This window comes from Mycobacterium sp., from assembly GCF_046091765.1.
Taxonomy (GTDB): Bacteria; Actinomycetota; Actinomycetes; order Mycobacteriales; family Mycobacteriaceae; genus Mycobacterium.
On sequence record NZ_JBJTCF010000079.1, the window covers coordinates 1 to 14,729 of the forward strand.

The window sequence follows — 14,729 nt, forward strand, 5'->3', positions numbered from 1 at the left end:
CGGGGTGATCTGCGCCTTCTGCAACTCGTCGAAGCCGGCGGAGAAGTCCCGCAGGGAATCCCCGGCGGTGACGCCGCTGGTGTAGATGAGCAGGGCGTTGCGCAGGTCGGCGACCATCTCGGTCAGGTCGCGTTCCTGGACGGCGCGGATCTCGGTCAGCCGGGTGATCGCCCCCGCGCGCAGGCCGTCGCGACCGGTTTTGAAGGTCACGGCGCCGACGATCGCCGCGGCCAGCACCGTGCACAGCACCAGCATCAGAATCAGCTTCGACTGAATGCTGATCCGGTGCAGCGTCCGGCGACCCAGGATGCGGGGCAGGCGCTTGCGCGGCGTCGGACGCGGGCTTGCCTGCTCGGCAGGCCCGGGTCAGACGCGTCGGCCATCGGTGTCCCTTCAGCCCGGTCGTCGTGGGATCGGCGTGCAGCAGCCTAGCAGGAAAAGTGACTTCTGATGCCCCTGTGACCGCTGTGATCAGCACGTATGCTGGACGGCTATGGAGTTCGACGAGACCGTCGACGTCGTCGTCGCCGGGTCCGGTGGCGGCATCGCCGGTGCCTATACGGCGGCCCGGGAGGGGCTTTCCGTCGCGCTGCTGGAGGCCACCGACAAGTTCGGCGGGACGACCGCCTTCTCCGGCGGGGGCGGCATGTGGTTCCCGTGCAACGCGGTGCTGCGCCGGGCCGGCAGCGACGACACCGTCGAGCAGGCGCTGTCCTACTTCCAGGCGGTCGTGGGCGACCGCACCCCGCGTGAGCTGCAGGAGGCCTTCGTCCGCGGCGGCGCGGGGCTGATCGACTACCTGGAGGCCGACCCGGAGGCGTTCGAGTTCACCGCGCTGCCGTGGCCGGATTACTTCGGTGCCGTGCCGGGGGCCCGCCTGGACGGCCTGCGGCACATCGTGTCCACGCCGTTCCCCGACGCGCGTCTGGGCCCGCACGCCGGACGGGTGCGCGGCCCGCTGGACAACGAGCGGTTCGGCACCCCCGCCCCGGATCTGCTGATCGGCGGCCGCGCGCTCATCGGGCGGTTCCTCGCCGCGCTCAACCGCTTTCCCGACGTCGCGGTGCACCGCAACACCGCCCTGGTCGATCTGCTGACCGACGACGGCCGGGTTGTCGGGGCGGTGGCTGACCGCGACGGACACTCGGTGCGGATCGGCGCCAAACGCGGCGTGTTGCTGGCGGCGGGCGGATTCGAACACGACCCGGAGATGCGCGCCGCCTATCACGTGCCGGGCCGCCGTGAAGACAGCATGGGCGCCCCGGGCAACACCGGGCTGACGCATCGGGCGGCGATCCGCATCGGGGCGGCCACCGACCTGATGGACCAGGCGTGGTGGTCGCCGGGATTGACGCATCCCGACGGACGCTGTGCGTTCGCGCTGTGGTTCACCGGCGGCATCTTCGTCAACCAGGCGGGCCGGCGGTTCGTCAACGAGTCGGCGCCCTACGACCGGATCGGCCGGGTGATCATCGCCGAGCAGGCCGCCGGCCGGCTCGATCTGCCGTTCTGGATGATCTACGACGACCGCCGCGGCGAGGTACCGCCGGTCAGGGCGACCAACGTCGCACTGGCGGCCACCGAGCAATACCGGGATGCCGGACTGTGGCGGACCGCCGACACCCTCGACGAGCTGGCCGCGCAGATCGGGGTTTCCGCGGCGGGTCTGGCCGACACCGTCGCCCGGCACAACGCGATGGCCGCCGACGGGACCGACCCCGACTTCGGCCGCGGCGATGAGGCCTACGACCGCGCCCTGCTGCAGGGCAGGCCGCCGATGGTGCCCATCGACACCCCGCCGTTTCACGCCGCCGCGTTCGGCCTGTCCGATCTGGGCACCAAGGGCGGACTGCGCACCGACATCCACGCCCGGGTCCGGGACAGCGCCGGACGGCCGATCACCGGGCTGTATGCCGCGGGGAACACAATGGCCGCGGTCAGCGGGACGACCTATCCCGGCGGGGGGAATCCCATCGGGGCTTCGTTGTTGTTCAGCCATCTGGCCGCGCTGCACATGGCCGGCGGGCGATAATCCCGAGCATGCGTCGCACTCCGGTCCCCCTGGCCCCCCTGGCCGCCCCGGCCGCTGTGGTCGCCGTGACAGTGGTGCTCAGCGGCGTCCTCGTCGCGGCCCCCCCGGCCTCGGCGTCGGGCAACTGGGCGCTCAACGGGACCTTCACCGCGACCTCCAACGGTGAGTGGGCCCGCACCAACGACTTTTTTCACGACGAGAAGACCGTCCGCGCGCTGTGGACCATTTCCTCGCAGTGCAGCTACCCCACCGAGTGCACCGGGACCGTGACCAGCGATCAGGGCTGGACCGCGCCGATCTACCAGACCAGCGGCGAGTGGTACGTCAAGCGGGTGGTGCCCAACTGGATACCGTGCCAGGACGGTTCGACCGCCGACGGTCTGCAGGTCTTCCGGTTCAAGAGGATGACCCCCGACGGCGCCAACACCGATCCGACGTCCAGCGTTCTGGTCGGCGAGGATGCGACGACCGGCCCCAGCGGGGCCTGCGGCCGCAGCCTCCCGCTCTACATCACGATGCCCTTCAAGTTGGCCGCGCAGAGCTGAGCGGCCCGCTCAGCCGGTCGTCAGCAGGTCCTGCCAGGTGCGCTCACCGCTGCCGGGGGCCAGTCCGTCCTGGCGGTAGACGCCGCCGTCCGGGGTGGCGAACCGGCCGGTCGCCGGATCGTAGGTCGCGCTCGCGACCGACGGGCCGGTGCTGCTGAAGGCACTCGGCGCGACCACCGGCGCGCCCCCCTCCGGCGAGGGTGCGGGCGGCAGGGCTGGCGGGGGCGACGGGGGTGGCGGCGCCGCGTCGGCCGGCGGACGCGGCGTGCCCTCCAGCGGCCCGTAGATGTTCTCCTCGAAGGTCACCCGATCGTCCGGCGGGACGCCCTGGGCGAGCAGATTCGGGTCGACCGGGTAGGGGCCCAGCGCGTGCTGGCGCATCGCCAACGGGACGAACTCCTGGCCGCTCTCGCAGATCTCGACGGTGGGTGCCCGCTTACCCGGCTGCCCCATGCACGGATAGTTGCGCGCACCGCGCACCGCGATCGGCGAGTCCTGCGGCAGCTTGCAGTAGAGCCCGTCGGGGGTGTCGGCGTCGGAGAGGTCGAACGGAGAGCGCCACGAGGACGGCGGCAGGAAACCCACCGTGCAGGCCGGCGGGTCGCCGATGGTCAGGGTGAAGTCGCCCTGGGTGAATCCGACCGGGTTGTTGCTCGGCAGGCCGACGGACTGGGTGGACGCGATGAACGGGGGCAGCAGCACCAGCAACTGTTCCAGCGACGGGTTGTAGGTCACCGCGATCTGGCCGACGGTGGTCAGGTTGGCCAGCAGCACCGGCAGCGTCGGCTTCACCTGATTGAGCAGCCGCGACACCTCGTCGAGCGTGCCGGGCCCCTCCGCCAGCACGCCCCGAAGCTGCGGGTCGTTGTCGGCGAGCTGACCGGTCACCCCGGCGAGGCTGCGGGCCCAGGTGCGCAGCGCGTCGCTGGAGAGCACCTGGCCGTCCAGCAGCGGCCGGGCGTCGTCGAGCAGGGTGCGGACGCGGTCGGCGACTCCGTTGAGGTCACCCGCCACGGTCGAGGTTCCCTCCAGCAGCGTTGCCAGCTCGTCCCCGGACCCGTTGAGGCCCGCGAACGTCTCGTCGAGCAGTTCGCTGATCTTGTCCTCGGGAATGCTGTCCACCAGCGCACTGACCTGATCGAGCATCGGCCCGACCGCCTGCGGGACGGTCGTGTTCTTCGCCGGGATCACCGACCCGTCCTGAAGGAAGGGGCCGGAATCGGTGCGCGGCAGCAGGTCCACGTACTGCTCGCCGACCGCTGAGACGCTGAGCACGCTGGCCTGCAGATCGGCCGGGATCTTCGGTGAGGTGGCCAGCGACAGCGTGGCCTCCGCGCCTGCCCGGGTGGCCCGCACCGCGGTGACCTTGCCGACCTGCACGCCGCGGTAGGTGACATTGGAGAAGCGGTACAGCCCGCCGGTTTCGGGCAGTTCCAGTTTGACGGTGATCCGGCCGATGCCCAACAGGGTCGGGGCCTGCAGATAGACCAGGGCCATCGCGCTGATGCCGATCACCGAGGCGATGGTGAAGATGATCAGCTGGATCCGGACGAAGCGGGTGAGCATCAGCCACCCCCGTGCGAGGTGGTCGGCTGCTCGTCGGCTCCCGGCGGGGGTTCCGGTACCGCGACCTGGGCGGGCGGCGGGCTCAGCGGGGCGTTGAGCGGATCGTAGGTGTAGGTCGCGTACCACGGATCCCCCGGCGCGGGAACGAGTTTCGCGCCCTCCTGCCCCCAGCTCGTCCCCAGCATCAGGGTCTTCTTCAGCCGCGGCACGGTCAGGTCGAAGATGAGGAACTGGTTGAGGTAGTCGCCGCGGATCGCCCGGTCGATGGTCGACTGCCCGTAGGGGAAGGCCGACAGGAAGTACGCCAGCGCCTGGTCGAGTTGCGGCCCGACGTCGGCCAGCGACCGCAACGTCGGTTCCAGGTTGCGCAGATTGCGAATCAGGTCCGCCTGGGTGTCATTGAGCAGATCGGTCGCCAGGCTGCCGAGGTTGCCCAGTTTCTCCAGCGCCGTGGTCAGCCGCGGCCGTTCGGCCACCAGCACGTCGAGCGCCGGGGGAATCCGGTCGAGCGCGCGGGTCAGCACATCGCGCTCGGCGGCGAAGGTGCCGGCCAACCGGTTGAGCGCGACCACCGTGGCGTTGATGCTCTCCCGCTGGTCGGCCAGAATCCCGACGAAGTCGTTGAGCCGGGTCAGCAGATCGCGGATCGGGGCCTCCCGGCCGTTGAGCGCCGCGTTGAGTTCCCGGACGATGTCGCCGATCTGACCGACGCCACCACCGTTGATCACGACCGACAGCGCCGAGAGGGTCTGTTCGGTGGACGGATAGGTCGAGGTTCGGTTCAGGCCCAGCGTGGCCCCCGGTGCCAGACGGCCGGTCCCCTGCTGACCCAACGGCGGGTCGAGCGCGAGGTGCATCGATCCGAGCAGACTGGTCTGGCCGATCTTGGCGACCGCGTTGGCGGGGATCACCACATCCGGTTTGACCGAGATCTCCACGTTGGCATGCCAGTCGCGCACCGTCAGCGCGTTCACGCTGCCGACGACGACATCGCCGAGCAGAACCGGTGAGTTCGGTTCCAGCGTTCCGACATTGGCGACCTCGACGAAGTACTTGGCGGCGTCCGGTCCGCGCCCGACCGTGCCGGGGAGCTTCAGCGAGTTCAGCCCGCCGAAACCGCAGCCGGGAACGCTCACGAGGATCACCGCGAGGATCGCCAAGCCCAGCCGGGAAGTCCGGGAAGTCCGAGTGGTCATGACGGCGGCGCACCTTCGGCCGGCAGCAGCAGGTCCTGCAGGGTCGACGGGGTCGACGGGGTCGCGGCCGGCTGGGGTCCCGGCGGCACCGGTCCGCGGGGCACGCCCGGCGGGATCGGGGCGCCCGGGTACAACGCCGGCTGCGGGTCGGCGGGCAGTCCGTCGGGGGCGTAGACCCCCGGCGACCCGCCCGGGGGCACCCCCCAGCCCAGCGGCGGGGGCACGTCGCCGTTGAGCCCGGTGTAGGCCGACACCGCCGGAGGCGGCTCCACCGGCTGGGAGGTTCCGCTCCCGCCCGGTGCGAGTGCCGGGTCGGAGTAGATCAGGTTCTCCGGGCTCGGCGACTTGGCGAGGTAGGCGTTGAACGGGACCGGTATGTAGTTGACGTTGAGAAGTCGCAACGCCGGACCGAGGTACTGCATACACAGCTTCCCGGTCTCCGATGCGGTGGCGTTCTCGATCGCTCCGATCGCCGCGCAGATGACCTGCAGCGGATTGGCGAAGTTCGCCGGCGCGAACGCGCCCAGCGCACTGCCGGTGTCGGGGTTGTAGATGTTGTAGCTGTTACCGATTGCGTTCGGCGCCACGTGCAGCAGATTCTTCAGAGCCATTTGGTTTTCACTGAGGTTCCCGACGATGTCGGTGAGGCGCTGCACCTGCTCGGTGGCCTGGTCGCGGGAGCCGGCCACGAACCGTTTCACATCGCCGAGCGCACCGGAAAGGTTGGTCAGTGCGGCGTCCAGGTCCGAGCGGCCGCCGTCGAGCACGCTGCTGACGGTGGCCAACCGGTCCTGGAACTGGACGATCTGCGTATTGCTGTCCCGCAGGGCGGTGACGAACGTCTGCAGGTTCTTGACCACGTCGACGATGTTGCCGCTGCCCTCAGAGAGGATCCGGGTCAGCCCGGACAGCTCCCGAATGGTCGCGCGCAACTTCTCGCCATTGCCGTTCAACGCATCTGCGGTGCTGGTGATGAACCGCCCCACCGACGTGGTGGACACCTCGCTACTCGGACCCAGGTCGGTCGCCAGCCGCATCAACTGCGCCTTCACCTCGTCCCACTCGACCGGAACGGCGGTGCGGTCGAGTCCGATCACCGCCCCGTCGGGCATCGTGGGTCCGCTGGTCTCGTAGGCCGGCGCCAATTGGACATAGCGGGAACCGATCAGATTCTCCGAGACGATCACCGCCTTGGCATCGAGCGGCACCGGCACATCGTGGTCGACCGCCAGGGTCAACCGGGCCTTGGTGCCCTGCGGTTCGATCGCCGTGATTCTTCCCACCTTGACACCGGCGACGCGCACATCGTCGCCTCGGTAGATCGCCGTGGCGCTGGTGAAATACGCGGTGATGGTCTTGGGTTTCAGCACGGTGCCGCGCACCAGCAGTCCCACACCGGCGATCAGCAGCACCGCGAGCAGTGCCGCGATCGCGAGGACCGTCGTGGGCGGACGCCGGCGGGCCATCACGGTTCACCCCAGCGCTCGTAGGGCTGCGGAATCCCGTTGTAGGGGAACGGGATCTCCGCGCGCGGACCGGCGTTGTCGGGGGGCTGCCCCGCGTTCACCCCGCGCCGGAACCCGAAGATGTAGTCCAGGAAGGGCTGCAGGGTCTGCCCGGGCAGCAGATTGGCGACGAAGGCGTTGTAGTAGAACCCGTTGTTGACGGCCTCGGCCTGAGTCACCTGGAATTTCGCCAGACCCGCCATCGCCTTGCCGATGTTGTCGTTGTTCCGCTGCAGCATCTCCGACACCGCGTTGAGCTTCTCCAGTGCGGGTACGAGTTCCTGCTCGTTGTCGGCGACGATCCCGCCGAGCTGCTGCGCGAGCGCCGAGGTGTTGGCCAGCAGATTGACGATGGCGTAGCGGCGCTGCTCGAGGACACCGAGCAAGTCGTTCGCGTTCAGGATCAGCCGGTTCACCTGCTGACTGCGATCGGAGAGCACATTCGTCACCTCGGCGGCACTCTTGAGCAGGCCGGCGAGTGAGTCGTTGCGCTCGTTGAGTGCGCGCGAGATCCGGCTGAGGCCTTCGAAGGTCGGCGACAGTTGCGGGGCCAGCCGGTCGATCGTGACAGCCAGGGTGTCCAGCGACTGGTTGACCGCTGCGGTATCGGTCGAGCGGGTGTTGCCGGCAAGCTCGCTGATCGCGTCGTTGAGCGAGTAGGGCGAACCGGTGCGCGACACCGGAATCACCTCCGAGGACCGCAGCTTCCCCTTCCCGCTCGACTCCAGGGTGAGCAGGCGCTGTCCGAGCAGGGTCCCGGTGCGGATGTGTGCGGTGGTGTCCTGGCCGAGCCGCACCCTGCCGTCGACCATGAAGGTCACCAGGGCCTTGCCCTGCTGCAGGGACACGTCGGAGACGGTGCCCACCTTCACCCCGGACACCCGGACGTCGTTACCGGGTGAGAGGCCACCCGCGTCGGCGAACAGCGCATGGTGGCGGACCGAGGTGGCCAACTCGACCAGCCGCTGCGGCTGCAGACCGACGGTGATGACGAGCAGGATCAGCGCCAGGCCGATGAAGCCGGAGCGGATGAGCTTGGAGCCGCGGTATTTCTGGATCACGGTTCAGCACACCTGCCCGTGTGCTGAACGATCCAGGGGAAGACGGCGGTGCGGCCCTGCAGATCGGTCACCCGCAGCGACATCCCGCACAGGTACTGGTTGATCCAGCTGCCGTAGGAGCCGAGCCGCACCAGTTTGCGGAAGTTCTTGGGCGCTTTCTGCAGCGCGATGTCGAGCGACTCCTTGTCCGAGTCCAGGATCGGCGCCAGCCTGCCGAGTTGGTCGATGCTTCCGGCCAGCGGCGCACGCGCCCCGGTGAGCAGGTCGGCCAGCGACGCGGTGCCGCTGTCAAGAGCCGAGATCGCCTCCCCGACGGGGTCGCGGTCCGCCGCCAGGCCGGTGATGAGTTTCTCCAGCCGGTCGACCGCACCGGAGAACTTGTCACCGTCGGTGGCGATGGTCTTGAGCACCGAGTTGAGGTTGTCGACGAGTTGTTGGACGGTCTGGCTGTTGTCGGCCAGCGAGTTGGAGAAGTCCGAGGTCTTGGCGAACAGCGACTCGAGGTTGCCGTCCTGACCCTGCAAAATCTGGATCAGCGAGTTGGTCAGCGCATTGACGGCCTGCGGATTGAGGCCCTGCACAACGGGTTTGAGTCCGCCCAGCAAGAGGTCGAGATCCAGAGCGGGTGCTGTCCTCTCGGTCGGTATCACCGACCCGGGCGACTGGATCCGGGTCGATCCCGGGGAGTCGAGCAACTCCAGGAAGCGATCGCCGACCAGATTGAGGTAGCGCACCGCCACCTTGGTGCCCGAGGTGAGCACGACGTCCCGGTCGGCCCCGAAACCCACGACCACCGTGTTGTCGGGTTGCAGGGCGACGCTGTGTACGGTGCCCACCCGGACTCCCGCAACGCGCACCGTGTCGCCGGACTTCAGGCTCGACACATCCCCGAAGACGGCGGTGTAGCGGTTCTCCGGCCCGGAGCGGTACTGGCCGAAGATCGCGAACAGCAGCGCGGTCACCAACAGCATCGCGGTGCCGAAGATGGCGACCTTCACCAGAGTCGTGCGCGAGCCCTTCATCCCGGCTGGCCCATCTGCGGGGTGTTGCGCGGCGGACCGTCCAGCGGACCGAACAGGGCCTGCTTGAGACCGTCGGAGTTCAGCAGGATGCCCTGATTGCCGTACTGCGCCTGGTTGGCGCCGATGTCGCTGACGACGAACGGGGTGCGACGCTCGAAGGGCACATTGGGAAGGTCGGTGCACTGCGGGCCGCCCTTGGCGGCGACCTTGGGCAGGTTGCCCGGGTAGCGGTAGCGTTCGCGGCCCAGGAAGAACGACTGCAGCAGCACCGCCCCGGGCAGTGGGATTCCCGGGCCCGTCGCCAGCGGGATCAGGCCGCCCAGCCCGCAGGTGAGTGCGGCGTTGTATTCGTTGGTCAGGTCGGTCGTCGGCACCAGCAGGTGCACGACGTCGGCCAGCGGCTGCCGGTTGGTGGCCAGGACCTCGGACCCGATGTCCGCCAGGCCGATCGCGCTGATCAGCAGACTGTCGAGGCTGCCCTGCTGATCGACGACGGTGTCGCTGATGCGGGTCACGTTCTCGACGGTGGCCAGCAGGTCCGGCGCGGCATCCCCGAGCGCGCCGAACACCTCCGGTGACACCGCCAGCGCGTGGTTGAGGTTCTCCAGGCTGGGGTTGAGGGTGGCCAGGGCGCTGTCGAGATCGACCAGGCCCTGGCCGAACTTCGCGCCCCGCCCGTCCAGCGACTTCGCCAGCGCACCCAGGGTCTGGTTCAGCTTCACCGGCTCGACCTTGGCCAGCACACCGACCAGTTGCTCGAAGACGGTGTTGAACTCGACGGTGACCCCGGTGCCCTGGATCACCGTGCCGGCGGCCAGTGCGGCCGGTGAGGGATTGGCCGGGCGCACCAGTTCGACGAACTTGGACCCGAACACCGTCGAGGAGGTGATGTCCGCCCCGACGTTGGCGGGGATGGCCTGCACCGAGGCCGGGTCGATGGCCAGGCGCAACTCCGCGCGCCCGTCGGGCAGCGGGTGGATCGACTCGACCTTTCCGACCTGGGCGCCGGAGAGCTTGACCTTGGCGTCGGGATACATGACCAGACCGGCCCGGTCGGCGATGACCGTCACCGACACGGTGTCCCGGAAGCTGTCCCGGAACAGGCTCACGGCCAGCGCGACGATGGCGGCCAGTGCCACCACCGTCAGCAGCCCGGTGAGCGGCCGGACGTAGCCCCGTGCGCCGAAATGCCGCCCCGGCCGCGGTGCCACCGGCACCGCCGCGGTCTCGGTCTCGGATCGGTCGGCCGGTCCCGGACCCAGGTTTGCCGTCACCGCCGCTCCCCTAGCCCGCCAGGTTGAAGTTGCCGTTGGAGCCGTAGACGGCCAGGGAAACCAGCAGGGTCACCGACACCACGACCACCAGCGAGGTGCGCACGGCGTTGCCGACCGCGACCCCGACACCGGCGGGCCCCCCGGACGCGAAGTAACCGAAGTAGGTGTGGATCAGCAGGATCGTGATCGCCATCAACACGGCCTGAAAGAACGACCACAGCAGGTCGATGGGGTTCAAGAAGGTGTCGAAGTAGTGCTTGTACAGTCCGGCGGACTGCCCGAACAGCACCACGGTCACGAACTGGCTGGCCAGGAAGGACAGGATCACCGCGATCGAGTACAGCGGCGTGATCGCCGCCATCCCGGCCACCAGCCGGGTGGACACCAGATACTCCACCGGCCGGATGCCCATCGACTCCAGCGCGTCGATCTCCTCGTTGATGCGCATCGCACCCAGCTGCGCGGTCACGCCCGCGCCGAAGGTTGCGGCAAGTCCGATGCCGGCCACCACCGGTGCGGAGATCCGGACGTTGATGAACGCCGCCAGGAAGCCGGTCAGGGCCTCGATACCGATATTGCCCAGCGACGCGTAGCCCTGGACCGCCAGCGTTCCACCGGCCGCCAGCGTGAGAAATCCGACGATGGCGACGGTGCCGCCGATCATCGCCAGCGTCCCGGCGCCCATGCTGATCTCCGCGATCAGCCGGATGACCTCGCCGCGGTAGTGCACCGCGGCGTGCGGCATGCCGCCGATGGCCTTGCCGTAGAACAGGATGTGGTCGCCGATGCGGCCGAAGAAACCCGCCGGGCGGCGGATCTGGCGGGCCAGCCGCGGGTAGGTCGCTCTCAGCGTGGTCATCGTGCTCATGAGTCAGCCCGTGGTGAATCGGATGCCGATGGCGGTGACGACGACATTGACCACGAACAGCGCCATGAACGCGTACACCACCGTCTCGTTGACCGCGTTGCCGACGGCTTTGGCGCCGCCGCCGCTGATCATCAGTCCGCGGTAGCAGGCGACCAGTCCCGCGATCAGGCCGAAAAGCGTGGCCTTCACACACGAGATGATCACCTCGGGCACCCCGGTCAGCAGCGTGATGCCGGCGGCGAACGCTCCCGGGTTCACGTCCTGGACGAAGACCGAGAAGACGTAGCCGCCGGAGATGCCGATGAGGCACACCAGGGAGTTGAGCAGCAGCGCCACCAGTCCCGACGCCAGCACCCGGGGGGTGACCAGTCGCTGCACCGGGTTGATCCCCAGCACCTCCATGGCGCTGATCTCCTCGCGAATGGTCCGCGAACCCAGGTCGGCGCACATTGCCGTGGCACCCGCGCCGGCGACGATCAGCACGGTCACCAGCGGGCCGACCTGGGTGACCGCGCCGAAGGCCGCGCCGGCCCCGGACAGATCGGCGGCGCCCAATTCGCGCAGCAGGATGTTGAGGGTGAAACTGACCAGAACGGTGAACGGGATCGCGACCAGCAGGGTCGGCGCCAGCGACACCCGTGCGACGAACCAGAACTGGTCGAGGAACTCGCGCCAGTAGAACGGGCGGCGCAGGGCGAACCGCAGCGCGTCGGCGGACATGGCAAACAGTCCCCCGACGGCCTCCATCGGGCCGGAGACGCCTTTGCCCAGTGCGATGCCCGGAGACCAGCGATCCGCAGCCCTGTCCGCCATAGCCCCCGCAATGTATGCGAATACGGTGGCGGAGGGGCCGGAATTACGCTACCGGTCCGGCACAATAGGCAGGTCCGAGAGCAGTCCGACCCCGACCCGACGAGGAGCAATCGCGATGGCGACCCTGCGGCGCTACACCGGCCGCCGCGTGCTGATCACCGGGGCCGGCTCCGGCATCGGTCAAGCCTGTGCGCTGCGCATCCTCGAGGAGGGCGGCCGGGTGGCCGCCGCCGACGTCAGCGAGGCGGGATTGGGCGACACCGTTTCCCGGGCGGGCGCCGCCGCCGACCGGCTGCACCCGGTGGTGATGGACGTGGCCGCCGAGGACTCGGTCAGGTCCGGGGTGCGACAGGCGGTGGACGCGCTCACCGAATCCGGGGCCGAAGCCGAAGCCGGACCCGGGTCCGAACCCGGCCTGGACACCCTGGTGAACGCGGCCGGCATCCTGCGCTCGGCGCGCCTGCCCGACACCGCGCTGGCCGACTTCGAGCAGGTGTTGCGGGTGAACCTGATCGGCACCTTCCTGGTCATCCGGGAAGCCCTCGCCGCGCTGCGGCACGGCAACGCTCCGGCGGTGGTGAACTTCAGTTCGACCTCGGCGAACTTCGCACACCCCTACATGACCGCCTACGCCGCCTCCAAGGGCGGGATCCTGGCGATGACCCACGCGCTCGCCGCGGAGTTCGCCCGGGAAGGCATCCGGTTCAACTCGGTGCAGCCCGGCTCCATCTCGTCGGGGATGACCGACGGGACCGGCGAGTCGCGGCAGAGCGTCGGTCCGGGACTGCCGGCCGACGCCGACATGCGGCTCTTCGCCAAGGTCGCCCCCGCCCTGCGGCTCCCGGACCGGGCGATCTTCGCCACCCCGGACGCGGTGGCCGCCGTCGTCGCGATGCTCGGCAGCCCGGAGGCGTTCTTCGTCACCGGGACCGAGGTCCGGATCGACGGCGGGGCCCACATGTGAGAGCGCACGGCGGCCGTTCTGTTGCGGATACCGGGTAAATCGGCCAAGGTTTAGTCCACGCTCTGCTGGAGGAATGTTTCGGGCCTGTGGGCCCTGTCACCGAGGAGGACGGCTTCTGACCGAGACCGGCACCGCCGCCACCCGGCAGTCCGCCGCACCCCCTGGCAGTCACGCGGGCGTGCGACCGGTTGTCGAGATCGACCACGTCACCAAGAGGTTCGACGACTACGTGGCGGTCGCGGACGCCGACTTCTCGATCGGTGCCGGAGAGTTCTTCTCGATGCTCGGCCCGTCCGGGTGCGGGAAGACCACGACCCTGCGGATGATCGCCGGTTTCGAGACCCCGACCGAAGGTGCCATCCGGCTCGAGGGCGTCGACGTCTCCCGGACACCGCCCAACAAACGCAACGTCAACACCGTGTTCCAGCACTACGCGCTGTTTCCGCACATGACCGTGTGGGACAACGTCGCCTACGGACCGCGCAGCCTGAAGAAGAATAAGGAGGAGGTGCACCGCCGGGTCGACGAGATGCTCGACGTGGTGCGCCTCAGTGACTTCGCGCTGCGCAAGCCCGCCCAGCTTTCCGGCGGCCAGCAGCAACGAGTCGCGCTGGCCCGGGCCCTGGTCAACTACCCCAGCGCACTGCTGCTCGACGAGCCGCTGGGCGCCCTCGATCTCAAGCTTCGCCACGTCATGCAGTTCGAGCTCAAGCGCATCCAGCGCGAGGTCGGCATCACGTTCGTCTACGTGACCCACGACCAGGAAGAGGCGCTGACGATGAGCGATCGGATCGCGGTCATGAACGCCGGGAAGGTCGAGCAGATCGGTACCCCGACCGAGATTTACGACCGCCCCGCATCGGTCTTCGTCGCGGGCTTCATCGGCCAGGCCAACCTGTGGCACGGCCGCCAGACCGGACGCGCCAACCGCGACTACGTCGAAGTCGACGTGCTGGGCAGCACGCTTCGGGCGCGGCCGGGCGAGACCACCATCGAGACCGGCGGCAAGGCCACCGTGATGGTCCGTCCGGAGCGGGTTCGGGTGTCCATGCAGCCACCGCAGGGCGCCGACGCGGGCGAAGTCTGCGCGGTGCGGGCCACCGTGACCGACCTGACGTTCCAAGGACCAGTCCTGCGACTGTCGCTCACCGCCGACGACGCCGCCGCGATCGTCGCGCACGTCGGACCGGAGCAGGATCTGCCGCTGCTGCGCCCCGGCGACGAGGTCTACGCGGCATGGTCCCCCGACGCATCGCTGGTACTTCCCGCGGCGGACATCCCCACCACCGAGGATCTCGAAGAGATGCTCGAGGACTCCTGACAGAAAGGCCCACCCCCATGGCACACCAGATCGACCCCCGAACGATCGCCCGGCTCACGTCCCGTCGCCGCTTCATCGGCGGCGGTGCCGCAGCGGCCGCAGCCATGGTGCTGGGGCCGTCACTGCTGGCCGCCTGCAGTTCCAAGTCGGGCCCCGGCGAGGCCAAATCGCCGGTTCCGCCGCCCGACGACGGCAGCGCGGCTGCCGGAACGCTGCGGGTCTCCAACTGGCCGCTGTACATGGCCGACGGATTCGTGGCGGCGTTCCAGACCGCCACCGGCCTGACAGTGGACTACAAGGAGGACTTCAACGACAACGAGCAGTGGTTCGCCAAGAACAAGGAGGCGCTGTCGCGCAAGCAGGACATCGGCGCGGACCTGGTGGTGCCCACCCAGTTCATGTCCGCGCGGCTGATCGGCCTGGGCTGGCTCAACCCGATCAGCGATGCCCGCTGGACCAACAAGAAGAACCTGCGCCCCGACCTGTTGAACGCCAAGGCGGACGAGGGCCGCACCTACACCGCCCCCTACATGTCCGGCATGGTCGGCCTGGCCTACAACCG

The 14,729-nt window shown here is 69.1% G+C and carries 13 protein-coding genes and 1 pseudogene; 5 read left to right on the plus strand and 9 right to left on the minus strand.

Annotation, left to right across the window (positions count from 1 at the left end):
- A pseudogene (locus ACKOB8_RS08100) lies at positions 1-255 on the minus strand (adenylate/guanylate cyclase domain-containing protein); the annotation flags it as partial.
- 238 nt (positions 256-493) lie between these two features.
- Here ACKOB8_RS08100 and ACKOB8_RS08105 point away from each other — a divergent pair.
- The gene (locus ACKOB8_RS08105) at positions 494-2,032 is read left to right on the plus strand and encodes an FAD-binding protein (protein ID WP_526376698.1); all 1,539 of its coding nucleotides are present in this window, start codon (positions 494-496) and stop codon (positions 2,030-2,032) included.
- 8 nt (positions 2,033-2,040) lie between these two features.
- Positions 2,041-2,577, plus strand: coding sequence for an Rv2253/PknI dimerization domain-containing protein (locus ACKOB8_RS08110; protein ID WP_526376699.1), 537 nt, complete (start codon positions 2,041-2,043; stop codon positions 2,575-2,577).
- A gap of 9 nt (positions 2,578-2,586) precedes the next feature.
- On the opposite strand, the gene ACKOB8_RS08115 is transcribed toward ACKOB8_RS08110, so the two are convergent.
- The 8 genes from ACKOB8_RS08115 to ACKOB8_RS08150 are packed head-to-tail and all read right to left on the minus strand — an operon-like array spanning position 2,587 to position 11,882.
- Positions 2,587-4,143, minus strand: coding sequence for an MCE family protein (locus ACKOB8_RS08115; protein ID WP_526376700.1), 1,557 nt, complete (start codon positions 4,141-4,143; stop codon positions 2,587-2,589).
- Positions 4,143-5,339: an MCE family protein gene (locus ACKOB8_RS08120; protein WP_526376701.1), complete on the minus strand. Its 1,197-nt coding sequence runs from the start codon at positions 5,337-5,339 to the stop codon at positions 4,143-4,145. Before ACKOB8_RS08120 ends, ACKOB8_RS08115 begins: the two co-directional genes overlap by 1 nt.
- Positions 5,336-6,805 (minus strand): MCE family protein, encoded by a 1,470-nt coding sequence (locus ACKOB8_RS08125; protein WP_526376702.1) that lies wholly within the window; start codon positions 6,803-6,805, stop codon positions 5,336-5,338. Before ACKOB8_RS08125 ends, ACKOB8_RS08120 begins: the two co-directional genes overlap by 4 nt.
- Positions 6,805-7,902 carry an MCE family protein gene (locus ACKOB8_RS08130; protein WP_526376710.1) on the minus strand — a complete coding sequence of 366 codons (1,098 nt, stop codon included), beginning with the start codon at positions 7,900-7,902 and terminating at the stop codon, positions 6,805-6,807. The genes ACKOB8_RS08125 and ACKOB8_RS08130 overlap by 1 nt, the downstream gene beginning before the upstream one ends.
- Entirely contained in the window at positions 7,902-8,927 is a 1,026-nt protein-coding gene (locus ACKOB8_RS08135) for an MCE family protein (protein ID WP_526376703.1), read from the minus strand. Before ACKOB8_RS08135 ends, ACKOB8_RS08130 begins: the two co-directional genes overlap by 1 nt.
- The gene (locus ACKOB8_RS08140; protein WP_526376704.1) at positions 8,924-10,201 is read right to left on the minus strand and encodes an MCE family protein; all 1,278 of its coding nucleotides are present in this window, start codon (positions 10,199-10,201) and stop codon (positions 8,924-8,926) included. Before ACKOB8_RS08140 ends, ACKOB8_RS08135 begins: the two co-directional genes overlap by 4 nt.
- Positions 10,202-10,211: 10 nt before the next feature.
- The gene (locus tag ACKOB8_RS08145) at positions 10,212-11,069 is read right to left on the minus strand and encodes an MlaE family ABC transporter permease (protein WP_526376705.1); all 858 of its coding nucleotides are present in this window, start codon (positions 11,067-11,069) and stop codon (positions 10,212-10,214) included.
- Between the two features lie 3 nt (positions 11,070-11,072).
- Positions 11,073-11,882: an MlaE family ABC transporter permease gene (locus ACKOB8_RS08150; RefSeq protein WP_526376706.1), complete on the minus strand. Its 810-nt coding sequence runs from the start codon at positions 11,880-11,882 to the stop codon at positions 11,073-11,075.
- Between the two features lie 115 nt (positions 11,883-11,997).
- On the opposite strand from ACKOB8_RS08150, the gene ACKOB8_RS08155 reads away from it, so the two are divergent.
- The 3 genes from ACKOB8_RS08155 to ACKOB8_RS08165 all read left to right on the plus strand — a co-directional run.
- On the plus strand, positions 11,998-12,846 hold the full coding sequence (locus ACKOB8_RS08155; protein WP_526376707.1) for an SDR family NAD(P)-dependent oxidoreductase: 849 nt from the start codon (positions 11,998-12,000) through the stop codon (positions 12,844-12,846).
- A 73-nt stretch (positions 12,847-12,919) separates the two neighbouring features.
- Positions 12,920-14,167 (plus strand): ABC transporter ATP-binding protein, encoded by a 1,248-nt coding sequence (locus ACKOB8_RS08160; RefSeq protein ID WP_526376708.1) that lies wholly within the window; start codon positions 12,920-12,922, stop codon positions 14,165-14,167.
- 17 nt (positions 14,168-14,184) lie between these two features.
- Positions 14,185-14,729, plus strand: a 545-nt coding sequence (locus tag ACKOB8_RS08165) for a twin-arginine translocation signal domain-containing protein (protein ID WP_526376709.1), incomplete at its 3' end; no start/stop codon positions are given.

Bases quoted from the DNA above. Each gene is read 5' to 3' on its own strand.
- ACKOB8_RS08105 (WP_526376698.1), top strand. From the start codon at position 494: ATGGAGTTCGACGAGACCGTCGACGTCGTCGTCGCCGGGTCCGGTGGC.
- ACKOB8_RS08115 (WP_526376700.1), bottom strand. From the start codon at position 4,143: ATGCTCACCCGCTTCGTCCGGATCCAGCTGATCATCTTCACCATCGCC.
- ACKOB8_RS08135 (WP_526376703.1), bottom strand. From the start codon at position 8,927: ATGAAGGGCTCGCGCACGACTCTGGTGAAGGTCGCCATCTTCGGCACC.
- ACKOB8_RS08150 (WP_526376706.1), bottom strand. From the start codon at position 11,882: ATGGCGGACAGGGCTGCGGATCGCTGGTCTCCGGGCATCGCACTGGGC.
- ACKOB8_RS08120 (WP_526376701.1), bottom strand. From the start codon at position 5,339: ATGACCACTCGGACTTCCCGGACTTCCCGGCTGGGCTTGGCGATCCTC.
- ACKOB8_RS08160 (WP_526376708.1), top strand. From the start codon at position 12,920: ATGTTTCGGGCCTGTGGGCCCTGTCACCGAGGAGGACGGCTTCTGACC.
- ACKOB8_RS08155 (WP_526376707.1), top strand. From the start codon at position 11,998: ATGGCGACCCTGCGGCGCTACACCGGCCGCCGCGTGCTGATCACCGGG.
- ACKOB8_RS08145 (WP_526376705.1), bottom strand. From the start codon at position 11,069: ATGAGCACGATGACCACGCTGAGAGCGACCTACCCGCGGCTGGCCCGC.
- ACKOB8_RS08110 (WP_526376699.1), top strand. From the start codon at position 2,041: ATGCGTCGCACTCCGGTCCCCCTGGCCCCCCTGGCCGCCCCGGCCGCT.
- ACKOB8_RS08125 (WP_526376702.1), bottom strand. From the start codon at position 6,805: ATGGCCCGCCGGCGTCCGCCCACGACGGTCCTCGCGATCGCGGCACTG.